Genomic DNA, 20,486 nt, shown 5'->3' with positions numbered 1-20,486 from the left:
CCCCGCGTGACGCAAACGTCAGTAGCGGTTGTCGTTGTCGCGCCGTCCGACCAGCGGCATCGCGTACCAGAACGCCGCCAGAGCGAGCAACGTGCAACCGCCTGCGACCCACGCTCCCTTCCGACCGATCACCGTGTCGAAGATGACAACGGCCACCCCGGCCAGGGCGACACCGAGCAGCAGCAACCCCAGCATCGCGTAGGTGTGGGCCGCCGATACCAAGGTTTGGAGCCGGTGCTGGCGAAACAGTAGGCGATGCATGCTCACGGGTGCGATCAGCAAGACGGTGGCGCCGATCGAACATGCCACCGTGACTAGATATACCGTGCGCATCACGCTGTCGAGCTGGCTGAATCGCTGCTGAAACGGCAGCGTGAGCAGGAACCCGGTGAGCAATTGGACGCCGGTCTGCGTCACCCGCAATTCCTGTAGCAGGCTCGACCAATTGCGGTCCAGCCGTTGCGCTTCCGTCTCATCGCGATCCCGATCCCATTTCTGGGCCTCCGGATGCTCGATGTCTGCCACATGGCAAGTCTGACAGCCCACACCACCGCCGTGGTGCGATCACGGGCATTCACGTGGCATAGCGCAGCAACGTGACGCCAGACCCGAACGCCTTCGGCGGTTGCACCCGAGTCAGCCGACCGATCGAGAACCCCGTCGGGAAACAGGCGACGGCCGCCGCCGGTGGAGTCGTCGGTCTGCTTCGGCCAGTAGCCACGGAAGTCCTCGAACGTCTGACGGCCGACCAGCAGCGCATCGGCCTGCGAGTCCTGGCGATGCGATTCCGCAAGCAGATCCTCGTCCTGACGCTGCGGATCGAACCAGTCGTCGAGCATCTCGATCGACCCGTCCAGCGTGATGTTTTGGGTGATCACGAGTTTTCGCATATAGGTAACGACATCACGCCGCTTCAGAACGCATCGGGGTAGCTTCGCAGGCGTGGCACTCGTTGCGGGAATCGACTCGTCCACCCAGTCCTGCAAAGTGGTCGTCTGTGACGCGGATACCGGTGAAATCGTGCGGTCCGCGTCATCGCCGCATCCGGACGGCACCGAAGTCGATCCGCGGTTGTGGGGGTCCGCGCTGGAAGCGAGCATCGGTGCCGCCGGTGGCCTCGACGACGTGGCAGCGGTGTCGGTCGGCGCGCAACAGCATGGGATGGTTTGCCTCGACGGCAGCGGCGACGTGGTCCGAGATGCATTGCTGTGGAACGACACTCGATCCAGTGCTGCGGCGGCCGACCTAGTCGACGAACTCGGTGGCCCCGGCGAATGGGCCAAGCGTATCGGCGTCGTGCCGGTGGCGGCCATCACGGCGACGAAGCTGCGCTGGCTGGCCGACCACGAACCTGCGCATGCGGATGCGACCGAGGCGGTCTGCCTGCCGCACGACTGGCTGACGTGGCGGCTGAGCGGATCGACGGACATCGCCGAGCTACGCACCGATCGCAGCGACGCCAGCGGCACCGGATACTTCTCGTCGGAGGCAGACAGCTACCAGCCTGATCTGCTCGAGCTGGCGATGCGGGGCCGACGGCCAGCGCTGCCGAGGGTGCTGGGTCCCCGCGACCAAGCGGGGCAGACGTCGACGGGCGCGGTGCTCGGTCCCGGGGCGGGCGACAACGCCGCGGCGGCGCTGGGCCTTGGTGCGGTGACCGGGGACTGCGTGGTCTCGCTCGGCACGTCCGGCGTGGTGAGCGCGGTGGGAGAGGCCGCACCGCATGACCCGGAGGGAATTGTCGCCGGTTTCGCCGACGCGACCGGGCGTCAGCTGCCGTTGGTGTGCACGCTCAACGGCGCGCCCGTGCTGGCGGCCGTGGCGAGGATGCTCGGCGTCGACTTCGATGAGATGGACCGTCTGGCGCTCTCCGCCCCAGTCGGTGCGGACGGCCTAACGCTGGTGCCGTATCTGGAGGGCGAACGCTCACCGAATCTTCCGGGCGCATCGGGCGCGTTGCACGGCATGACGACACGTAATCTGTTGCCTGCCAACATTGCTCGGGCTGGCGTCGAGGGCCTTCTGGCGTCGATGGCGTACTGCATCGACAAGATCTCGGCGCATGGCGTCGACGTGCAACGCATCATTCTGATCGGCGGGGGAGCCCGTTCGGAGGCGGTGCGGCGTATCGCGCCCGGGGTTCTCGGTGCACCGGTGCACGTGCCGACGTCTGCCGAGTACGTGGCGCTCGGTGCGGCGAGGCAGGCGGCGTGGACGTTGTCGCAACAGGATTCGCCGCCGTCATGGTCGTTTGGGGTAACCGCGTCCTACACCGCTGACCCGACCCCGCAGGTACTCGAGCAGTACCGCGAGGCGCAGCCGCTGACGCTGGGGCAGTGACACTCGACCCTGTGACGAATTTCTACGGCGAAACGTGACGTAGATCATTGCCCAGGCTAAGCATCGCAGGGAAGCTGGCGCGATGCGCGACTTGGACTTCTCCTACGACCTCACGCTTGACGAGGCTCGCCGCCGAACCGCGGTGCTCGAGGCCATCGGTGACGACTGGGACCCCATCGCGGTGCTCGCGGAAGAGGAGAAGGCGCACGACATGCTGTACTCCGACCTCGACGACGAGCAGCAGCGCATCTACGACGAACTGGTCAGCGCCGGTGTGCTGCCGGATCGAACGGTCAATCGTGTTGCCGATTGATCCGACCGCCGACACTGCCCGACGTGCCTGGCTGCCGTGTCCGGCCTGTGACCACGCGGCCAGCTGCGATGATTGCAGCGGCGCCCGCAATTGCGCCACGCATTGGCAGTACCTGCTGAGCAACAAGGGCACAGTCGTCCACCTCCAGTGCCGTGAGTGCGGCCACCTTTGGTCCACCGACACTCGCAATCGCGCCCGCGGCCAGTCCGACGCTGCCTAAGCCCTGACTCCGGTCGGCTTCTGTATATCGTGGGCGATCATGAGCGATCCGCGGTCGGCCGCGTTGAGTCGACGGCGGGCGCAAGTCTCGTGGGCGCTGTGGGACTTCGGCGCGACGGGCGTGAACGCGATCGTGGTGACGTTTGTCTTCTCGGTTTACCTGACCAGCAGTGTTGGCCATGACCTGCCGGGGGAGACCAGTCCCGCCAGCTGGCTCGGGCGTGCGTTGGCCCTCGCGGGCTTGGCCGTCGCCCTATTGGCGCCCGTCACCGGTGTCTGGGTGGACGCACCCTGGCGGCGCAAACGGGTGCTCGCTGTCCTGACGGCCGCGGTGGTTTTGCTGACGGCGGCGATGAGCCTGATCGGCGACGACTACCAGTACTTGTTGCCCGGCCTGGTGCTGTTGGCTTGTACGGCCGCGTGCAATGACCTGGCGACCGTGCCGTACAACGCGATGCTTCGCCAGGTCTCGACCGCTGAAAGCCCGGGCCGGATCTCTGGATTCGGTTTGGCCATGGGCTTTCTCGGTAGTGTCGTGCTTTTGCTGTTCGTCTACTTCGGTTTCATCTCCGGTGACGGCGACACGCACGGTCTGCTGGGATTGTCTGGCGACGACGGACAGAATGTGCGCGCCGCCGTACTGTTGGCCGCCGCATGGTTCGCCGTGTTCGCGCTGCCCGTATTTGTCGCCGTGCCTGCTCCCGAAGATGGGGAGCGTAGGAGGTCGGTCGGGTTTCTCGGTGCGTATCGTGCGCTGTGGTCCGAGATCGTCGGCGAATGGCGGCGCGATCGCAACGTCGTGTACTACTTGCTCGCCAGCGCGGTGTTCCGCGACGGGCTGACCGGGGTGGCGACGTTCGGCGCGGTGTTGGGCGTCAAGGTGTACGGCATCTCTGCGGCGAACGTGCTGTTATTCGGTGTCGGCGCCAGCGTGGTAGCGGCCGTCGGAGCGGTCCTCGGTGGCCTGCTCGATGACCGACTCGGATCCAAGCTGGTGATCGTCGGTTCGTTGATCTCGATGATCACCGTCGCTGTCACGCTGATGGCGCTGTCGGGAGCTGTCGCTTTCTGGGTGTGCGGACTGATGTTGTGTCTGTTCATCGGGCCGGTCCAGGCGTCGGCGCGCACGCTGATGCTGCGGATGTCGGCCGAAGGGAAAGAGGGCGTGGCCTTCGGCCTGTTCACCACGACCGGTCGCGCCGTGTCTTTCCTTGCCCCATGGCTGTTTTCGGCATTCATCGACCTTTTCGGCAGCGACCGTGCAGGCATGGGTGGCCTCTGCGTCGTGCTGGTGGCCGGCCTTATTGGGATGCTCGCGGTACAAACACCGGGGCGGCGGTCGGTGGTGGCCGCGGTCTGATTCAGGCGTTTTCGCGCGCGAAAACTGCACTTGCAGAACAGAAAACGGTTGCGGTGTCACGTTGGGCATTGCCAATATATGTGTACGGCAGACGGTCGCGCGGCCAGAGACGTCTGCAGCCGGATTGGTTTGGGGGGTAACTGAGATTCGCTATCGCAAAGGTGATTCCATCGTCGCCCGACGGCAGATCGAGGGCATGAACGTTCCAGAAGTCCCAGCTGGCAGCGTCGGAACTGTCAAGTCGACGACGATCCTCGGCAAACCGAAGACAGTTTTCTTCTCCCTTGCGACCGGGTGGGGAGAAAAGCGATTCACCGTGGATGTGCGTCGCGGCGACGTCGAAAGGGTAGAGGCAGCGCGTTCGTAGTACCTCACGCCGCGGGCACTCGGTCGGTCGCTGGCCGCCGCATGGCGGTAGCCGCGACGAGCAGGATGGTGAGCACCTCCGCGGCCACGCTGATCATGGCGTAGGGCGCTGGTTGCCAGCCCGTTTCGGTGAAACCGAACAGACCAACGCTCCGCGACAGCGCGAACGCAACCAGTGATCCAGCCGCGCCGATAGCGGCCGCCCACCGCAGCCATGCCGGCCCGCCGATGAGAATCAGCACGGCCAGTGCACAGAAGGCGCTGCCCTGCACGAGGAATGCCGGCCCTACTGCCGGGATGTCCCGGTAGCCGTCGACGTACAGGTAGGCGTGTACGAATCCGCTGACTGCGAGAGAGGCGCTTAGGGCAATTCTGGTGGCCAGATTGGTGATCGTCATGTGAGCTTGTGATCCTTCAGCGCGAGGGCCTGCTGGCCCTTGGTGTAACTCACCTCGCGGATACCCAGGGCATCGTGCAGTTTTCCTGCGGGCAGGGTCATCGGTTTGGGCGCTGGGCCCTGGCCCGGCGCAGGCAGCGGGTAGGCGGTGGTGGTACCGCTGTAGAACGTGACATTGCCCTCGGTCTTGGAAAACAGTTGGTGGACATGACCATTGAGGCATGTCACGGAGGAGAAGCGCTTCAGGTAGCTCAACGCTTGCGTGGCATCGTCGGTGCCCCAGCCCCAATCGGGATACATCGCGAACAGCGGGATGTGGCTGAACACGATGATCGGGGTGTCGTTGGACAGGCCGGCCACGTCCTTCTGGATGAACTCGAGCTGGTCGGGCCCCAGATGCCCGAGCTTTTTCAGGTTGAGCGTGTTCACCAGCCCGATGACGTGCACACCGGCGATGTCGAAGCTGTACCAGCCGTCGCCGCGGGTGCCCGCGCCGAATGCTTGCCGATACTTCTCGCCCGCGTCGTCGGTGGAGTCGTGCTCGCCGGGCACGGTGAAGATATGTGGCGTGTTCAGATCGGTCAGCATCTGCTTGACCTGATCGAACTGTGCCGGCGTAGCCAAGTGGGTCAGGTCGCCGGTGTGAATCACGAAATCCGGTGTGAAGCCGAGGCCGTTGATCTGTCCGATGGCTTGGTTGAACGTATCGGCGACGTTGGGGTTCGCCGGTCCGTTGAATCCGATGTGGCTGTCGCTGATTTGGGCGAATCGCAGCACCGGCTTGGCTGACTGCGCGGCGCCGGCCGATCCGGCGATGTGGGAAATCACCTCGCCACCGGCGACTGTCAGAACCACGGCGGAGCCGAACCACGCGCCGTGTCTGATGAGCTGACGCCGGGTCATACCCGCGGGATCACGTTCGGTGCTCATTTGGTCACCACCACAGTGCCGGTCATGAACGGATGGATCGAGCAGATGTAGTCGTAGGAACCTGGCGTGGTGAAGGTGAAGCTGTAGGTGGCATGTGTATCTATTCCGGGGGAGTGAAATGAGCCGTCCTTGGCGGCGACAGTGTGCGGCTCCTCGTCCTGATTGGTCCAGGTGACGGTCGTGCCCACCGGGATCGTCAGGGTCGCTGGGTTGAACTTGAAGTCGCTGACGCTCACCGCTGTTCCCCCTTGCGGTGCTGGACTCTCGGGAACGGTCGCTGACGCCGACGGCGGTGGCGTTTGCATGCCAGGCATACCGGGCGTCATGCCGGACATGCCGGGCGTCATGCCGGACATGCCCGGTGTCATGCCCGACTGAAATGTGGCTTTTGCTGGGCTGGGGGTGGCGTCGGACGTGTGGCTTGAACAGGACGCGATCAAAAGGATGCTCGCAGCGGCGAACGGCAGTATGACCTTCACGCCTTGAGATAGGAGGGCGGGTTACACGTCGAGTTCAGCGCCGCGGCTCGCCGGACCACGCGGTGCTGGAGCACCTTGGCGTTGCCGACGATGATGCCCATCTGGGTGGCGGTGTCCTTGACGTAGTTGCGTGCCGCATCGTTTCGCGCCAATACGCAGCGAGAAGCATGTGAGGAGGTGTTGGGAAGAGTTACGCGGATCTAGTTCGTAAGGGCGCGGCCGACGATCGTGGAATCCGCTTCACAGACCAGCTCACGATCTTTCTCGTGTAGTCGAACCTTCCCAAGACGTAGCGCTCACGCCACGTCTCTACGGGATTGCCGCTGCGACCAAGCAGCACCGGCTCGTCTTCGTCCTCCTTGTCGAGCGTGTACCCGTGGGTATCGGTCGACAGGTCTTGAAGATCGAAATCATCATCGCAAAATCCATTTCCGAGCATCCGCTGCGACCCTCGAGTACCCCATACCCATCGAGGCTTCATCGCGACACCTCGGACATGAGCGACGACCCCGTCTGGGAGCATTTAGGCGACGTGCGGATGGGTCACTGCCAACGCGCGGACGATCGGCTACAGCGAAACTCGAATCCCTGGCGCAAAACACCGACGCGTACGGTGCATGCGGGCTCGGCGTCGGGATCGAGGTCCAGCCGGGCGCTATCGACAGCGGCCAGGATTGTCACGGCGTGATCGGCCAATCGCTGGCCCGCAGGCGTGAGCCGCACCGCAGCGGCCCTCCGGCTCGTTCAGTTGCGCTCGTGTTTCCTTCGCCAGAGCGGCGATCTGTTGCGACACGCTCGACGTCGTGCGGTGGTGTGTCTCGGCGACTGCCGCATCGAGATCAGTCGGGACAGAGACAACAGCTGTCGGGTCTCAAACTTCCTGCGAACGCCGATGCTCTGACCAGGCGCGATGTCATAGCCTCACTCATGTGGCGAGTAGATTTGTCTCATTTTCGTGGCGAATTCTCGACGCCCTTGCGTCCGTCGGTTGCGGCTGATGACGTGGCCTGCGATTGCGGCGGTCACCTGAGGGTGAAGCCTTCCGACAGTTCGGGCGCCAGTTTCAGGAGCGAAGAGCTGGACGCCCTCGCCGCTGGGTTGTCTGCGCGCAGCGGCGGACGGCGTGGACGCGAACTCTGATTGGGGGCATGAACGCAACGGTGACCGCGATCAGTGCTAAAGATCGGTGTGTTGGATAATAAGCATGAAAAGTCCAGCAGTAGGATTGTGAAATGCCACCTACCCGTCGCGCCCGTTCAGGTGACAGTCCTTGGTTACCTGCTTCCCAGAAGCGCGCATGGGTGGCGTTTATGCGCGTGCAGTTGCGGATGAACTATGAGATGAATCGGCAGCTGCAGCGAGATAGCGGGCTGTCTTTGGCCGATTACCACGTGCTGAATCAGCTGAGCATGGCCCCGGATCACAAGCTGCAGATTACCGAACTCGGCGCTCTGATCGGATGGGAGCGCAGCCGGGTGTCGCACCAAGTGCGGCGGCTATGCGAACGCGGGCTCGCCGAGCGCATCCAGTCCGAAGACGATGGCAGAGCTACTGATGCGGTCTTGACCAAGAAGGGCCTCGAGGTGACGGTCGCGGCTGCGCCGGAACATGTTGCGTTGGTGAGGAAATTGTTCTTCGATCCATTACCGGGTGAACTTGTTGGTCCTTTCACGGCAGCGCTCGAGCACATTCAGGCGAGCCTCAACCTGAATGCATCGCTCCCTCCCGTACCTCTCTGAGGACGCGCCCAGCAATCGGGCTGGCGCCGGACGACGCTACGCCGCGGTTACCGGGTTGACATCCATGTATATGAGATAGTCGACTACTAGACCGTTGTCTACGCGAAAAATATTGCAGCAAGGCAGATTCAGCTCGCGGCCGTCCAGTCGGCGGTAGTAAACGTCCATTGTGGCGATCACGGTGTCACCGTCGACGTCCCACATGTTGAGGATGGTGTGCCGCAGAGCGGCGATGGCGCCACGGAAGGAACCGGCTGCTGCGAGTAGCTCCGACCGGGTCTTGGTCGGTGGTGCGTTTCCGAATCGGAAGTGGACGTCTTTCGCCGTGCAGGTGGCAATCGTGTCGTTGTCAGCATTGTCGACGGCTTGTAACAAGGTCCGAATTCGATCGGCGTTGTTCGGTGCAGAATCAGTCATGTTTATCCCTGTCGATCTGAGTGTCCGTCACTGCTGACTTGGCGCGATGAGCGCTTTCATGATTCGGCCGGAGCGGAGTAAGTCGAATGCGCTCAAGGCGTCCGACAGCGGCGTCACGATGTTTCCGTTGGGGTTGATCGCCACGCGTTGACCGACAACCCATTCGGCTATCTCGGCTCCCACTGCGACTATGTGGCCTGTGGATTCGTGACCCAGAATGCAGTCCCCGTGATAAACCTGCGGCATCAGAGCGGCGTGAAGATCGCTCCCGCAGATCCCGCACAGTTCTACTTCAACGATGACCTGGTCGGGTCGCAATGTGGGGCAGGGGCGTTCCTCCAGCACGATTTCGCGTTCGGCGGTCAATACGACGGCGGGCATTGTCGTTATGGCGAAAGCCTCCCTAGTCTTCAGGCCAAGTCATGCGCCTATTGGCAACTGTGAGCCGTTAGGACGGGAATGCGTATAAGCCGAGTCTGCCCCAAACCACGAACGCGGCCAGCGCGAGCAGCACCACATTGACAGCGACGTTCGGTACCTCCCTGCGGCGCGCGTGAACGATCGCCGCGCCGAGCATCACCAGGATCAATCCAATCGCCGCCATCGGGACGAGGATTGGGGCGATGTGAGTGACGGCCGGTAAGACGAGCCCAATGGCGCCGACTATCTCGACGAGTCCGATCAGTCGGATATTCGCCGGGCTGAAGTCCGCAGCCCAGCCCTGGCCGGAAGTGACCAGCTTGTCCTTGGGCACGAACTGCTTCATCAGTCCGCTTCCGAGGAAGGCGACGGCCAAGACAATCGTGACAATCCACAGAGCCATGTTCACGGCGTTCTCCTAAGTGAAGGGATTCAGCTGATAGACGGCACCGCGAATGCCGTGCTGAGACTGGAGATTTCGTCGTCGCGTAACGACAATGATCCCGCGGCAAGGTTTTCCGCGAGGTGGCCGCGGGTACTGGTTCCCGGGATCAGCAGCACGTTTTCTGCAACGGCCAGCAGCCAGGCCAGTGCGACCTGGACGGGCGTCGCGCCGTGGCTCGCAGCGATGCTGGTGACGATCGGGTTGGTGCGGATCGCATCGTGTTGGCTCTTCGGCCAGCCCAGTGGGCAAAACGGAACGAAGGCGATGCCTCGGGTGGCACACTCCTTGAGGACGGGCTCCGAGGATCGATCCGCCAGGTTGTATGCGTTCTGCACGCACACGATCTCGGTGACTTCGACGGCGCGCAGCAGGTGTCGGTGTGTCACGTTGCTGATGCCGATGCCGGCGATCAAGCCTTCGTCACGCGCAGCCACCAACGCTTCGATCTGCTCGACGAACCTTTCGTCAGGCACAGCGTTGTCCATCACACGCAGATTCACCGCGGCGAGCTGCTCGACACCTAGGGTCGCAAGATTGTCTTCGATGCCGGCACGGAGCTGGTCGGGGTCGTCGTAGCGCAGGACCGCGCCAAAGTCGTCTCGGCGTGCGGCAACCTTGCTCACCAGAGCCAGATTGTCGGGGTAGGGGTAGAGCGCTTCCCGGATCAACTGGTTGACCACCCCGGGCCCGTAGTACTGGGCGGTGTCAATGTGATCGACACCGGCAATCACGGCGGCGCGCAGCACTGCGATCGCTTCGTCGCGATCCCGGGGTGGACCGAAGACACCATCTCCGGCCAGTTGCATCGCACCGTACCCGACACGGTGCACGGCCCTATCTCCAAGGCGGTAGCTGTCACCGGTCAGTGTGTTCATTGCTTTCGTCCTCCGCACATGTCGCGTCCTCGGCGCCAGTGATTTCGCGCCGGGCCTCGCTAGCGAGATGTTCAGGAGCGCAGTGGCTTCAACGCACCTGCCCAACTTTCGAGCTGATCGAACATGACGACGGCCGAATCCTTGTGTACTGCCACCGGAATGAAGGCAGTGAAGTCCTCGAAGTCAGTGAACAACGAGAAAGATAGTTGTTGGCGAACAGTTGCCATCTGCAACTCGGCGCAGATCAAACGCAGGTGCTCAACGGCGCGCGCCCCAGACAGCGACCCGTAAGCCGCGAAAGCGGCAGCCTTGTTCTGCCATTCGGCATATAGATAGTCGAGGGCATTCTTGAGCGCCGCGGACGTCGAGTGGTTGTACTCGGGGCTGACGAAGACGAATCCGTCGTAAGGCGCGATCGTCGCCGCCCAAGCCTTGGTGTGTTCATTCTGGTAGTGCCCGAAGCTGGGCGGCATGACTTCATCAAACAGCGGCAGGGGATGGTCGATGAGGTCGACGATGTCGTAGCGGACACCCCGGCGTTCCGCTGCCTGCTCGAGTATCCACTCGGCGACCGCGCTGGCGTGGCGTCCCGGGCGGGTGCTGCCCGCGATGATCGCTATCGTCAGCTCTGTCATGACTGCCTTCCGTTAGCTGTCGGCCAAAGACTCATAGCATCTGTGAGATTACGTGATAGATCAACTGAATGGAAGTCTCGCTGGCCGCGTGGGCGGTGGTGACACCATCGTCGTCGGTCCGGATGTCGTCGGCGTAGATCCGCGCGATCGCAGTAGACCGACGCGCGGAATCACGCTCGTTGAAGACCTCGAGAAGTTTGGCGTGCATCAACTCGCTGATAGTGGCGCTGATCGGAAACACACCCTTGATTTCTCCGCTAGATATCGACCATTAAATGATTTATCACGTAACATCACCGTAGGGACCGTCGCGTGGTGTGTCAATCGGTCGGCCTTTCACGAGAAGGAAAAGCTATGACATCTGGGGATTTCCGTCGCGCTGCGCACGTGGACTTTTCGCTTCAAGAGATGGCCGACAGGGTGGCGATCCGAGAATTGGTCGACGCCTACGCATACTGTGCCGATCGGCGTGATGCCAACAGCCAGATGGCACTCTTCACCGAAGACACTGATTTTCAGGTGTACATGGACGCGAGTAGTTCGCAACCGGCTCAACATATTCAGGGACGTGCGGCGCTCGCTCCGGTATTCGACGAACTCAACGTCTACGAGGCCACGATGCATTTCAACGGTCAAAGCAGCACGATGCTCGACGGGCAGAACGCCACGGGCATCACCTACTGCTTGGCTCACCACCTCAAAGTCGAGGGCACACGGCGCAGTCTGATGATTGCCGCGATCCGTTACCTCGATACGTTCGTCAAACAGGATGGCGTCTGGTACTTCAGCCAGCGCAAGCTGATGGTCGATTGGACCGAGACCCGCGCACTGGTCACGGAGTAGCCACTACGCCACAACTTGCTGGATCCGATCGCGTGGGTATCAAGCGAATTGGCGCCGTTGCGCGCGGAGGTACCAGAACGCCATGTCGGCCTGCGGGCCGCCGTCCAACGCGCCCCGTACCGTGGCGGCCTCCAGATAAACGATGTCCCAACCGGCGCTGCCGAGGACGTCGCGCAGCGTCTGTTCGGAAACCGCCGGCCGTGGCCATTGCTGGCCCACCAGGTTGGCGTCGGAGAAGCAACTGAGCAACAGGGTGGCTCCGGGCCGGGTGGCGCGGTGCACGGCTGCGGCATAGCTACGTCGGCCGTCGCCATCGAGGCTGTGGAACAGGCCGCTGTCGATGACGGTGTCGAACGCGTCGGTGTAGCCGTCGAGCCTGGTGGAGTCGGCCACCGCGAACGTCACGTCGACTCCCGCGTCCTTGGCGCGCTGCTCGGCGGTGACCAGCGCGGTGGGGGAGATGTCCAACCCGGTCACCGTGTACCCGTTCTTCGCCAGGTAGATGGCATTGTCGCCGAGGCCGCAGCCGATGTCGAGCACGTCGCCGTGCACCCAGCCGTCGGTCTGCCACGCAACGACATTCGTGTTGGGCTCCTTGGTATCCCAGGGCGCCGTGGTCATCGGTGCCATACCCCCGCCTGGGCTAACGCCACGGTAAAGGGCGTCAAAGTCAATGTGCGGCACACCGACAGATTCCTGCGTGGAACATCCTGTCTCAGTCATGATCCCGCCCCGTCAGTAGGAGTGAGCGCTATGACAGGGATGATCCGAGACGTCATACGTTCGTACTCGGCGAAACCCGGATACCGCTCGGCCTGAATCGCGTACTTCTCGTCCCGCTCGGCGCCCTGCAACTCGTTGGCATGCACGTCGAGAATGTCGTCGCCGACCTCGATGCGGACGTCGGGGTTGGCCTTCAGGTTCCAGTACCAGGCGGGGTTTTTATCGGCACCCGCGCTCGAGGCGAACACTAGATATCGGTCGCCGTCGTCGAGGTACATCATGATGCTGGTACGCGGCTCCCCGCTGCGTGCACCCACGGTATGCATTAGCAAGATCGGTGCCCCCTCGAATGGGCCGCTGACGCGGCCGTGGTTCGAGCGGAACTCGGCGATGTTGCGCTGGTTGAAGTCATTGCCGTCGCTCATTGGGTGCTCCTCACATGATTTACGGTAGTAGGACCAATTTGCCGCGTGTGTGGCGCTTTTCGAGCTCCCGATACGCGTTGCGCACATCGCCGAGGGTGAAAACTCCGGCAATCGGAACATCCAGCTGACCTCGTGCGACGAGGTCAGCCAACTCTGCGAGCACCGCTGCGGTTGCGGCATCCGCACCTCCTGCGGACAGCACCCCGAACCGCTCCACGGCAGCGAAATCGGCGATGGTATCGATTCTTTCGCGAGGAACCGTGAGCTCCTCGACCGCCATCGCGACATACCCGTCGCCGAAGAAGTCCAGCAGCGCGTCGATGCGTCCGGAGGGCGCCGCAGCGCGCAACCGGGCGGGTAGATCATCACCGTAATTGACGGGGACCGCGCCGTGGTCGGTGAGCCAGGCATCGTTGGACGGCCCGGCAATGCCGAGGACTGTGGCACCAGCGCGCTGGGCGAGCTGAACCGCGATCGAACCGACGCCACCCGCCGCACCGGCGATGGCCACCGTCTCGCCCGGCGCCAGCCGCACGGCCCGCACCGCGCCATAGGCGGTGGCGCCCGCGACGAACAGCGAACCGGCCACCTCCCAGGGGACTGCAGCGGGCTTTGGCGCCAACTGGGTCGCGGGCACGGTCACGTACTCGGCGTGGCTGGACCGTCGATTGGAGAATCCGATGACCTCATCGCCCAAGGCGAAACCGTCGACGCCGGAACCGAGTTCGGTCACCACTCCCGCCAGGTCGCTGCCCTGCCCGGAGGGAAAAGTCGCGGGAAATATGTCGCGCACGGCACCCGAACGAATCGCCGCCTCGCTGATATTGATACCGGCTGCCTTTACTTCGATCAGCGCTTCGCCGGCGCCCGGCACTGGGCGGGGCACGTCGCGCACCTCCAGGACGTCGACGCCGCCGTACGAGTCGAACTGCACTGCTCTTGACATGATCACCACCTTAATAGTGCTACGTGACATGTCAACTAATAGAAACGTGCACGTATTCCGGTAGAATCTGGTGAGCCACCGTTTCGACCGCGAAAACAGCCCAGCAGGATCATAAATCGGCGCAGGCGCCTTGCAGCGAGCCGCGGTGGTGAAAACGTGAAATATCCAGTAAGGATGTCCAAAGTGTCACGCGTGCGCTGCTCCAACCCTGGCGACGGTCCATGGTTGTCGCGGTCACAACAACGCACACGGGCTGCCTACATGCGTGTGCAGCTGCGGATGAACTATGAGATCAACCGCCAGCTACAACAGGACAGTGCTCTCTCGCTGGCTGACTACCACGTGCTCTGCGCATTGAGCGTCGCGCCGAACCGCAAGCTGAAGGTCACCGACCTGGCCACGGTCATCTGCTGGGAGCGTAGTCGTCTGTCACACCATCTGAGGCGACTGTGTGAACGCGGTCTCACCGAACGGGTCCAGTCCGAACTCGACCGAAGGGCGACCGACGTTGTCTTGACCGAGGAAGGGATGAGCGTCATCGTTGCGGCCGCGCCTGGGCATGCCATGTTGGTCAGGAGGTTGTTCTTCGATCCCTTGCCTGATGAGCTGCTTGCGCCGTTCACGGCGGCGTTGGAACACCTACAGGCGAGTCTCACCAACTCGCTATTGCCGCCGGGATGAATGGGGTTGAGCGCGATGGCATTACACTGCCAACCCTACTGCGCCAACCAGCATCATCGCGACGCCTGCGAACCGTCCGCCACGTCGCCGAACGGACTCGATTTTTTCAGCAGGACGGAGACGGCGATCGCCTGGAAATACATTAACCGCTTTGGAAACAAAGGAAATAAAGCCGACCGAAGTCCGGTTGAACCCACGCAGGGGTCGAGGTGTGAGACCCAGACAAGATTGGAAGCCCAAGAATGACAACAGCAGTGACCAACCCGATCGGAGTTGGTACGTGGCCAATCGACCCCGTCCACTCGTCGATCGATTTCTCGACTCGCCCTCTGATGGTGAGTATGGTGCATGGCAGGTTCGAAACCATCAGCGGCACAATCACTATCGCGCCGGACAGCACAGCCGCTGTGCGGCGGAAATAGATACTTCGGTTCGACCCAACGGCGAGGCCTGCTTGCTCGATGGGAACCTCACCCTCAAGGGGTTTCGTCGCCGGCCCGGCGCTCCAGTCACCATCCGCAGCCAACTCAAAAGGAGACAACCATGAAAATCGGAATCCTCGGAGCAGGAAACGTCGGCCTCGCGGTCGGGCGGCGATTGACCACTGCCGGACATCACGTCATGCTTTCCAGCAAGCGCGGCCCAGATGCGCTAACACCGGTCGCGCAAAGCATCGGTGCGGATGCCGTCTCGATCACCGAAGCCGCAGCGCAAGAGCTGGTCCTGCTCGCGGTGCCCTGGCTTGCAGTTCCGGACACACTCGACCCGCTGCCCAATTGGCGAGGCCGAATCCTGATCGACGCCACGAACCCCTTCGTCACGTTCGATCCCCTATAACTGGCTGATCTCGCAGGCAGAAGCGCAAGCGCCATTGTCGCCGAACACGCCCCCGGCGCCCGCGTGGTCAAAGCGTTCAACTCCATCGCTATGACGAATTTCGAAAAGGGACCTCGACAGGGCGACGCGAAACGCGTGTTGTTCGTTTCCGGCGACGATGTCACGTCAAAGCAGAAGGTTCAGAGCCTAATAGCCGAGCTCGGCTACGCGCCGCTCGATCTCGGCGGCCTCGACGATGGTGGGCGACTGCAACAGGCCGGTGGCCGCCTCGCTGCCCTAGACCTGCTCGTCAACGAATGACGACTTGTAGTCGTGGTAGCCGGGCCGTTGAGGTGCAATCCCCTCGATGTGGTCAGCTGAGTACGGACAGAGCGACGTGGGAGGCATTGGCTCCGCACATGCCGTGTGCGCCGGGGCCCGGAGGGGTGGCCGCCGAGCAGATGTACATGCCAGGAACACCAACCTCATAGGGCGACAAGGTGACTCGCGGTCCGAATGTGAGCTGGCGGATGTCCTTGGAGCCGGTCATGATGTCGCCGCCGACGAAATTTGGGTTGTAAGTCGACATTTGCATGGTGGTGCGCACTGCTTTGCCGACGATCCGGTCGCGGAAGCCCGGCGCGAAGCGCTCGATCTGGGCGATGATCGCTTCCGTCGCGTCGCCCGAATATCCGTTCGGCACATGCGCGTACGTCCACAGCGGGTGAACGTTTCCGGCGGACCGCTGTGGGTCGGCGAGGTACTGCTGGCCGACAAGGACGAAGGGCCGCTCGGGCATCCGTCCAGCATGGATGTCGCGCTCCTTCCTGGCGAGCTCCGCATAGCTGCCCGCGACGTGAACGGTGCCGGCCTTTTGGGCGGCAGAGTTGGTCCACGGCACACCGCCTTCCACCGCGAAGTCCACCTTGAACGCGCCAGGTCCCTGACGAAACCGCCTGTAGGCGCGGGCAACCCGCGACGGAAGGCGATCGCCGAGAATTCGCGCGACGGCTTCGGGCGCCAGATCGAACATCGTCACGTCGGCGGGCGGCAGTTGCGAGGCCGACGTGATCCGCGTGCCCGTTTCGACCTTGCCGCCGAGATCGGAAAGCAGCGCCGCCAACGCGTTGGTGATGGACTGCGACCCACCTGCCGCGACCGGCCATCCGTGCCGGTGTCCCGCGGTGAGTATGCCCAGGCCGATCGCTGATGTCATCGGGTAGTGCAACGGCCGAAAGGCATGCGCCGCAACACCTCCGAACAACGCGCGGGCCTCGGCGGTGCGAAACATCCGGGCGAGGGCGGACGCCGGTAAGACGGTGGGCGCACCAAACCGAGCCAACGCCAGCGGATGCTGCGGCACCCGCAGCAGCGGACCCATGATGTCCTCGGCCAACGCATCGAAACTGGCCGATGTCTTGCCGAACAGTCGCCGCCATCGCGTGCCGTCGACACCCAACCCGTCGGCCGTGGTGTCGACCGAGCGGTACAGCACCCCCGCGCTACCCGCGTCGAGGGGGTGTACGCAGTCGATCTCGGGCAGGCGCCACGACAGGCCGTACCGGTCCAGGCCCAGCCCTGCGAGAAACTGTGAGCCGACCGCCATCGGGTGGATCGCGGAGCAGTGGTCGTGCAGCAGACCGGGAATGATGGCCTCGCTGCTGCGGGTGCCGCCGCCGATCTCGTCGGCGGCTTCCAGCACAGTGACCTGGATGCCCGCCTTGGCGAGGGCGACCGCGGCGGCCAGGCCGTTCGGCCCGGCCCCCACGACGACGGCGGTTTTCGTCATGCCAGCGCCCCGTGCCCGTGATCGGCAGGCTTGCTGCCGGTCAGCGACCAGGCGACCTCGGTCGGGATCGGGCCGTTCGGCAGCCACGGCTGCTCCTGCACGGCGTCGGTGACCTTCCAGGTGCCGCGTTCGATCACGCCGAGCGCGGCGTCGATCACCTTGTAGTGCTGGACATGGCTGCCCCACGCCTGCGACTCCACCCAGACGACCACCAGTTCACCCGGCTCGAACGCCGCTTCGCGTTGCACCGCGGCGATCATCTCCTCGTTGTGCAGGTGGCCATCACCGAAGTTGAAGCCGATCAGCGAGTTACAGACGAACTCACCTTCGCGAACCGATCGGGTGTCGATGTCCGGCAGATTCTTCAGCAGCACAGAGAACAAGCCCCGGCCTTGGCTGTGCATGGTGCGCCATGAGATCACCCGCTGCATCGTGACATCGGCCCATTCCGGTTCGTAGCCGAATTCGATGAACTGGTCGACCTGGTTCTTGGCCGTGCGCGTCACATTGTTGAGTTTGGCCTCGGCGCCCGGCGCGAACGCCCACACCGCAGACGCCCAGTTGCCCGCGTACTGCCGCATCGACGGCAGGAACGACACCTTGTCCGGCCGGAAGTTGCCGAGGATCGGGTAGAACAGCAGGGCGGCGGCGACGATCAGAGCCAACCAGGGCGGCGACATGTCCCAAAGCGCGTAGCCCTGCCAAGCGGGGAAGCCGAGGAACAGGAAGACGGTCGCGTAGGCGAACAGCACGTTCCACTCGAGCGGAACCGCCAGCGGGAACGTCGAGATGATGAACAGGTGGAAGCACACCATGATCACCGCGGCCACGATGGTTACCCACTTGTTCGTGGAGAACAGGAGCGCCAGCGGGGCAAGGATTTCCACGACGCTTCCCGGCACGTGGGCCATGAAGCTGGCGAGGTGTGACGGCCGCAGATCGTCGGGATAGTTGCGATAGTGCGCCCGCTTCAGCCACTTGAACGGGATGAACGGGCTGTTGCTGACCATCGGCGGGATGACGTTGGTGAAGTGCAGCCCCAGCTTCGACACCCCGGCGCCGACCCAGACGACGCCGATCAAGAGCTTCAGCGCGATGATCATGTTAACGAATGGGAACGCCGCGAACATGATCAGGGCGGGCAGGTATTGCTCACCGCGAGCCGCGAGGAACACGATCTTGTCCCGCAGCCCCATGACCACCAGTAGCACGATCGGCGCGATCATCAGCGTCGGATTGACGAGCCCGGAGGTGTTGGCGGGCATCGCCGCTGAGAGCGAATCACTGTGCACCCCAGGCAAAACCAGCGGAATGACGACACTGACCATCAACACGAGGTAGAGGCCGACGTCGAACCACGTCCGTCGGTCACCGCCGGTGAGTGGCACCCACTTCCACGGCCGCAACCGGATGGTGCCCGGCCGCGCCCAGAACAGGATGCCGCCGGTCATCGGTTTCACCTTGCCCGCCAGCGGGCCCCACGATCCGGCGACGCCGATCAGCTCCAGCAGCACCGTCCACAGCACGGCCTTCTCGTAGACGACGGGCTGGTTCCACCACTGCGAGACGTCAAGCACCGGAAGTCCGGATGTCAGCGTCGCGAGCAGGACGCCGCCGAGCGCGTAGAAGAAGATGAGCTTGACGAGGTAGATGGCGTGCACCATTCGTGGTGACCCGAATCCGTTGTCCACCCAGTCCGTGGCGAGGATCCGCATCCGGTCCATCAATGGTTTATCCATAAAGGTGTCTGGATCGACGTCCGGAAGGGTCGGTTTGGTGAATCCCATGATTGACGCTCCTTTGCGGTGTGACGGGCCTTGTGTCTCAGCGTGTTTTGACGAGTCGCTTGCGCAACTCGGGCTTGGCGATCTTGCCGACAGCATTCTTGGGAAGGTCGTCCATGATCGTGATCTCCACCGGCAGTTTGTATTTCGACAACCTCCCGCGCAGGTGCTCGCGGATTGTGTCGGCGTCGAGCGTCGTGTCGGGATGCAGCGACACGAACAACACCGGTTCCTCGCCGTAGACGGGATGCTCACGTCCGACGACCGCAGCCTCGGCAACCTGCGGGAGCCCGTGGACCACGGCCTCGATCTCGCGCGGATAGATGTTCTCCCCGCCACGGATGATCATGTCCTTGGCCCGGTCCACGAGGACCAGGTAGCCGTCCTCGTCGAACCGCCCGACATCACCCGTGTGCAGCCAGCCGTCGACTATGGTTTTCGCTGTCTCTTCCGGCCGGTTGAGGTAGCCCCGCATGACGTTGGCACCCTTGACCACGACCTCGCCGGCCTCGCCAGCGGGCACGGACTTGCCCGCCGCGTCGACCAATCGGATCGTCTGGCCGGGCAGCGGCAGCCCAACCGTTCCCGGCTTGCGCCTTCCCGCCAACGGATTGACGGTGCTGGCGCACGACCCTTCCGACAGCCCGTACCCCTCGATGATCGGGATGCCGTAGCGGGATTCGAAGCCCTCGAGCAGTTCCACACTAGCGGGCGCGGCGCCGCAGACCGCGAAACGCACGGAGGAGGTATCGGGCTTCACGCTCGTGGGCAGCCCGCACAGCATGGTGTAAATCGTCGGCACGGCAGAGAAATACGTCGCCCGGGTCTGTTCGACCCGGTCGAAGAATGTGTCCACCTTGAACCGGCCTGCAATCGTCGTTCTGCCGCCGGCCAGCAGCGGCGAGAGCGTTCCGACCACGATGCCGTTGACATGGAACAGCGGAAGGATCAACAGGCTGTGGTCGTCTTCGGTCATCGAGAAACCGTCGATCACCGCGCCGCACATGGCATTCAGATTCGCGTGATCGAGCATGACGCCCTTCGGGCGGCCCGTCGTGCCGCTGGTATAGATGAGCAGCGCCAGCGCGCTGTCGGGATATTGCGGTGCATGCAGGAGCCCGGGCGTCGGCTCCGCTGCGTCGAGTTGCTCGATGGTCGCGACGGGCGCTCCAGCATCGAACTCCGGTGCGGCCGTTGCGATCAGCACCTTCGCTGCGGCGTCGGAGACCTGATAGCTCACCTCTGTCGGCGTGAGGGAGGGGTTGATCGGGGTCACCGCCGCGCCGATGCGCCAGGCCGCGAACAGTGACACCACAAAACCGGCGGTGTTGGGCAGCATGATCGCCACCACGTCGCCTGCTGATACACCACGATCGCGCAGCGCGGCGGCCGCGCGCTGGACGGCGGCGAGAAACTCGGAGTTGGTCAAGTCGGTGAAGTCGTCTGCGACCGCTGGACCCGACGGGTTCTCGGTTGCGCGCAGGTCGGGCAATGCCGGCAAATTCATCGCGGATGCTCCTCGGTCACGTGGTGTTTCGACTGGC

General features: G+C 63.4%; 26 protein-coding genes and 2 pseudogenes. 9 read left to right on the top strand and 19 right to left on the bottom strand.

Annotated elements, in window-relative coordinates:
• Positions 1–18: 18 nt before the first annotated feature.
• A complete protein-coding gene (locus MYCSM_RS17705; protein WP_198344950.1) occupies positions 19–525 on the bottom strand; it encodes a DUF6328 family protein in 507 nt (168 codons plus the stop codon).
• A gap of 158 nt (positions 526–683) precedes the next feature.
• Positions 684–890 (bottom strand): annotated as a pseudogene (locus MYCSM_RS38270) (dihydrofolate reductase family protein); the annotation flags it as partial.
• 52 nt (positions 891–942) lie between these two features.
• Between MYCSM_RS38270 and MYCSM_RS17695 the strand changes: the two are divergent.
• The 3 genes from MYCSM_RS17695 to MYCSM_RS17680 all read left to right on the top strand — a co-directional run bounded on the left by MYCSM_RS17695 (position 943) and on the right by MYCSM_RS17680 (position 4,232).
• Positions 943–2,340 (top strand): xylulokinase, encoded by a 1,398-nt coding sequence (locus MYCSM_RS17695; protein ID WP_015307531.1) that lies wholly within the window; start codon positions 943–945, stop codon positions 2,338–2,340.
• 82 nt (positions 2,341–2,422) lie between these two features.
• Positions 2,423–2,653: a DUF6400 family protein gene (locus MYCSM_RS17690; protein ID WP_015307530.1), complete on the top strand. Its 231-nt coding sequence runs from the start codon at positions 2,423–2,425 to the stop codon at positions 2,651–2,653.
• A gap of 259 nt (positions 2,654–2,912) precedes the next feature.
• Positions 2,913–4,232 carry an MFS transporter gene (locus MYCSM_RS17680; protein WP_015307528.1) on the top strand — a complete coding sequence of 440 codons (1,320 nt, stop codon included), beginning with the start codon at positions 2,913–2,915 and terminating at the stop codon, positions 4,230–4,232.
• A 371-nt stretch (positions 4,233–4,603) separates the two neighbouring features.
• Here MYCSM_RS17680 and MYCSM_RS17675 read toward each other — a convergent pair whose 3' ends face one another.
• From MYCSM_RS17675 to MYCSM_RS38265, 5 genes and pseudogenes are all read right to left on the bottom strand, one after another.
• Complete coding sequence (locus MYCSM_RS17675; protein WP_015307527.1) at positions 4,604–4,996, bottom strand: hypothetical protein; 393 nt, start codon at positions 4,994–4,996, stop codon at positions 4,604–4,606.
• A complete protein-coding gene (locus tag MYCSM_RS17670; protein ID WP_015307526.1) occupies positions 4,993–5,925 on the bottom strand; it encodes a metallophosphoesterase family protein in 933 nt (310 codons plus the stop codon). Before MYCSM_RS17670 ends, MYCSM_RS17675 begins: the two co-directional genes overlap by 4 nt.
• Entirely contained in the window at positions 5,922–6,404 is a 483-nt protein-coding gene (locus MYCSM_RS17665) for a cupredoxin domain-containing protein (RefSeq protein ID WP_041312309.1), read from the bottom strand. The genes MYCSM_RS17670 and MYCSM_RS17665 overlap by 4 nt, the downstream gene beginning before the upstream one ends.
• Positions 6,401–6,556 carry a hypothetical protein gene (locus tag MYCSM_RS37250; RefSeq protein WP_157681351.1) on the bottom strand — a complete coding sequence of 52 codons (156 nt, stop codon included), beginning with the start codon at positions 6,554–6,556 and terminating at the stop codon, positions 6,401–6,403. Before MYCSM_RS37250 ends, MYCSM_RS17665 begins: the two co-directional genes overlap by 4 nt.
• Before the next feature lie 419 nt (positions 6,557–6,975).
• Positions 6,976–7,238, bottom strand: a pseudogene (locus MYCSM_RS38265) (LysR family transcriptional regulator); the annotation flags it as partial.
• A 398-nt stretch (positions 7,239–7,636) separates the two neighbouring features.
• Here MYCSM_RS38265 and MYCSM_RS17650 point away from each other — a divergent pair.
• Positions 7,637–8,143, top strand: a complete 507-nt coding sequence (locus MYCSM_RS17650) for a MarR family winged helix-turn-helix transcriptional regulator (protein ID WP_015307524.1) — start codon at positions 7,637–7,639, stop codon at positions 8,141–8,143.
• Between the two features lie 36 nt (positions 8,144–8,179).
• Here the strand turns inward: MYCSM_RS17650 and MYCSM_RS35265 are convergent, their stop codons facing one another.
• From MYCSM_RS35265 to MYCSM_RS17615, 6 genes are all read right to left on the bottom strand, one after another.
• Positions 8,180–8,560 carry a nuclear transport factor 2 family protein gene (locus tag MYCSM_RS35265; RefSeq protein WP_015307523.1) on the bottom strand — a complete coding sequence of 127 codons (381 nt, stop codon included), beginning with the start codon at positions 8,558–8,560 and terminating at the stop codon, positions 8,180–8,182.
• A 27-nt stretch (positions 8,561–8,587) separates the two neighbouring features.
• Positions 8,588–8,926 (bottom strand): alcohol dehydrogenase catalytic domain-containing protein, encoded by a 339-nt coding sequence (locus MYCSM_RS17635; protein WP_157681350.1) that lies wholly within the window; start codon positions 8,924–8,926, stop codon positions 8,588–8,590.
• Positions 8,927–9,008: 82 nt separating this feature from the next.
• A complete protein-coding gene (locus MYCSM_RS17630) occupies positions 9,009–9,383 on the bottom strand; it encodes a DoxX family protein (RefSeq protein ID WP_232425810.1) in 375 nt (124 codons plus the stop codon).
• Between the two features lie 29 nt (positions 9,384–9,412).
• Positions 9,413–10,300, bottom strand: coding sequence for an oxidoreductase (locus MYCSM_RS17625; RefSeq protein ID WP_015307520.1), 888 nt, complete (start codon positions 10,298–10,300; stop codon positions 9,413–9,415).
• Between the two features lie 71 nt (positions 10,301–10,371).
• Positions 10,372–10,935 carry an NADPH-dependent FMN reductase gene (locus MYCSM_RS17620; protein WP_015307519.1) on the bottom strand — a complete coding sequence of 188 codons (564 nt, stop codon included), beginning with the start codon at positions 10,933–10,935 and terminating at the stop codon, positions 10,372–10,374.
• Between the two features lie 31 nt (positions 10,936–10,966).
• Positions 10,967–11,176: a hypothetical protein gene (locus tag MYCSM_RS17615; RefSeq protein ID WP_015307518.1), complete on the bottom strand. Its 210-nt coding sequence runs from the start codon at positions 11,174–11,176 to the stop codon at positions 10,967–10,969.
• Between the two features lie 113 nt (positions 11,177–11,289).
• Between MYCSM_RS17615 and MYCSM_RS17610 the strand changes: the two genes are divergently transcribed.
• Positions 11,290–11,778, top strand: a complete 489-nt coding sequence (locus MYCSM_RS17610) for a nuclear transport factor 2 family protein (protein ID WP_015307517.1) — start codon at positions 11,290–11,292, stop codon at positions 11,776–11,778.
• A gap of 39 nt (positions 11,779–11,817) precedes the next feature.
• On the opposite strand, the gene MYCSM_RS17605 is transcribed toward MYCSM_RS17610, so the two are convergent.
• The 3 genes from MYCSM_RS17605 to MYCSM_RS17595 are packed head-to-tail and all read right to left on the bottom strand — an operon-like array spanning position 11,818 to position 13,872.
• The gene (locus MYCSM_RS17605) at positions 11,818–12,462 is read right to left on the bottom strand and encodes a class I SAM-dependent methyltransferase (protein WP_041312300.1); all 645 of its coding nucleotides are present in this window, start codon (positions 12,460–12,462) and stop codon (positions 11,818–11,820) included.
• 35 nt (positions 12,463–12,497) lie between these two features.
• Positions 12,498–12,926 carry a nitroreductase family deazaflavin-dependent oxidoreductase gene (locus MYCSM_RS17600; RefSeq protein WP_015307515.1) on the bottom strand — a complete coding sequence of 143 codons (429 nt, stop codon included), beginning with the start codon at positions 12,924–12,926 and terminating at the stop codon, positions 12,498–12,500.
• Positions 12,927–12,945: 19 nt separating this feature from the next.
• Positions 12,946–13,872 (bottom strand): NADP-dependent oxidoreductase, encoded by a 927-nt coding sequence (locus MYCSM_RS17595; protein ID WP_015307514.1) that lies wholly within the window; start codon positions 13,870–13,872, stop codon positions 12,946–12,948.
• 261 nt (positions 13,873–14,133) lie between these two features.
• Between MYCSM_RS17595 and MYCSM_RS17590 the strand changes: the two genes are divergently transcribed.
• From MYCSM_RS17590 to MYCSM_RS37835, 4 genes are all read left to right on the top strand, one after another.
• Entirely contained in the window at positions 14,134–14,553 is a 420-nt protein-coding gene (locus MYCSM_RS17590) for a MarR family winged helix-turn-helix transcriptional regulator (protein WP_083906305.1), read from the top strand.
• A gap of 242 nt (positions 14,554–14,795) precedes the next feature.
• Complete coding sequence (locus MYCSM_RS39090; protein ID WP_041312294.1) at positions 14,796–14,975, top strand: YceI family protein; 180 nt, start codon at positions 14,796–14,798, stop codon at positions 14,973–14,975.
• Between the two features lie 121 nt (positions 14,976–15,096).
• The gene (locus MYCSM_RS39085) at positions 15,097–15,390 is read left to right on the top strand and encodes an NAD(P)-binding domain-containing protein (RefSeq protein ID WP_198344948.1); all 294 of its coding nucleotides are present in this window, start codon (positions 15,097–15,099) and stop codon (positions 15,388–15,390) included.
• Positions 15,391–15,480: 90 nt separating this feature from the next.
• The gene (locus MYCSM_RS37835) at positions 15,481–15,690 is read left to right on the top strand and encodes a hypothetical protein (RefSeq protein ID WP_198344947.1); all 210 of its coding nucleotides are present in this window, start codon (positions 15,481–15,483) and stop codon (positions 15,688–15,690) included.
• A gap of 52 nt (positions 15,691–15,742) precedes the next feature.
• Here MYCSM_RS37835 and MYCSM_RS17575 read toward each other — a convergent pair whose 3' ends face one another.
• From MYCSM_RS17575 to MYCSM_RS17565, 3 genes are read right to left on the bottom strand one after another with little or no spacing between them, the layout of a single operon-like run.
• Positions 15,743–17,158: a phytoene desaturase family protein gene (locus MYCSM_RS17575; RefSeq protein ID WP_015307512.1), complete on the bottom strand. Its 1,416-nt coding sequence runs from the start codon at positions 17,156–17,158 to the stop codon at positions 15,743–15,745.
• The gene (locus tag MYCSM_RS17570) at positions 17,155–18,945 is read right to left on the bottom strand and encodes a DUF3556 domain-containing protein (RefSeq protein WP_015307511.1); all 1,791 of its coding nucleotides are present in this window, start codon (positions 18,943–18,945) and stop codon (positions 17,155–17,157) included. Before MYCSM_RS17570 ends, MYCSM_RS17575 begins: the two co-directional genes overlap by 4 nt.
• A 37-nt stretch (positions 18,946–18,982) precedes the next feature.
• On the bottom strand, positions 18,983–20,449 hold the full coding sequence (locus MYCSM_RS17565) for a class I adenylate-forming enzyme family protein (RefSeq protein WP_015307510.1): 1,467 nt from the start codon (positions 20,447–20,449) through the stop codon (positions 18,983–18,985).
• Between the last annotated feature and the right edge of the window lie 37 nt (positions 20,450–20,486).

This window comes from Mycobacterium sp. JS623, assembly GCF_000328565.1.
GTDB lineage: Bacteria > Actinomycetota > Actinomycetes > Mycobacteriales > Mycobacteriaceae > Mycobacterium.
Note: the sequence above shows the minus strand (reverse complement) of the source record. Positions and strands in the feature narration are given on the sequence as shown.

Bases quoted from the DNA above. Each gene is read 5' to 3' on its own strand.
- MYCSM_RS17680 (WP_015307528.1), top strand. From the start codon at position 2,913: ATGAGCGATCCGCGGTCGGCCGCGTTGAGTCGACGGCGGGCGCAAGTC.
- MYCSM_RS17620 (WP_015307519.1), bottom strand. From the start codon at position 10,935: ATGACAGAGCTGACGATAGCGATCATCGCGGGCAGCACCCGCCCGGGA.
- MYCSM_RS17595 (WP_015307514.1), bottom strand. From the start codon at position 13,872: ATGTCAAGAGCAGTGCAGTTCGACTCGTACGGCGGCGTCGACGTCCTG.
- MYCSM_RS17590 (WP_083906305.1), top strand. From the start codon at position 14,134: ATGCGTGTGCAGCTGCGGATGAACTATGAGATCAACCGCCAGCTACAA.
- MYCSM_RS17625 (WP_015307520.1), bottom strand. From the start codon at position 10,300: ATGAACACACTGACCGGTGACAGCTACCGCCTTGGAGATAGGGCCGTG.
- MYCSM_RS17675 (WP_015307527.1), bottom strand. From the start codon at position 4,996: ATGACGATCACCAATCTGGCCACCAGAATTGCCCTAAGCGCCTCTCTC.
- MYCSM_RS17690 (WP_015307530.1), top strand. From the start codon at position 2,423: ATGCGCGACTTGGACTTCTCCTACGACCTCACGCTTGACGAGGCTCGC.
- MYCSM_RS17610 (WP_015307517.1), top strand. From the start codon at position 11,290: ATGACATCTGGGGATTTCCGTCGCGCTGCGCACGTGGACTTTTCGCTT.
- MYCSM_RS35265 (WP_015307523.1), bottom strand. From the start codon at position 8,560: ATGACTGATTCTGCACCGAACAACGCCGATCGAATTCGGACCTTGTTA.
- MYCSM_RS17670 (WP_015307526.1), bottom strand. From the start codon at position 5,925: ATGAGCACCGAACGTGATCCCGCGGGTATGACCCGGCGTCAGCTCATC.
- MYCSM_RS17630 (WP_232425810.1), bottom strand. From the start codon at position 9,383: ATGGCTCTGTGGATTGTCACGATTGTCTTGGCCGTCGCCTTCCTCGGA.
- MYCSM_RS17565 (WP_015307510.1), bottom strand. From the start codon at position 20,449: ATGAATTTGCCGGCATTGCCCGACCTGCGCGCAACCGAGAACCCGTCG.
- MYCSM_RS37835 (WP_198344947.1), top strand. From the start codon at position 15,481: ATGACGAATTTCGAAAAGGGACCTCGACAGGGCGACGCGAAACGCGTG.
- MYCSM_RS17570 (WP_015307511.1), bottom strand. From the start codon at position 18,945: ATGGGATTCACCAAACCGACCCTTCCGGACGTCGATCCAGACACCTTT.
- MYCSM_RS17600 (WP_015307515.1), bottom strand. From the start codon at position 12,926: ATGAGCGACGGCAATGACTTCAACCAGCGCAACATCGCCGAGTTCCGC.
- MYCSM_RS39090 (WP_041312294.1), top strand. From the start codon at position 14,796: ATGACAACAGCAGTGACCAACCCGATCGGAGTTGGTACGTGGCCAATC.
- MYCSM_RS39085 (WP_198344948.1), top strand. From the start codon at position 15,097: ATGAAAATCGGAATCCTCGGAGCAGGAAACGTCGGCCTCGCGGTCGGG.
- MYCSM_RS17650 (WP_015307524.1), top strand. From the start codon at position 7,637: ATGCCACCTACCCGTCGCGCCCGTTCAGGTGACAGTCCTTGGTTACCT.
- MYCSM_RS17575 (WP_015307512.1), bottom strand. From the start codon at position 17,158: ATGACGAAAACCGCCGTCGTCGTGGGGGCCGGGCCGAACGGCCTGGCC.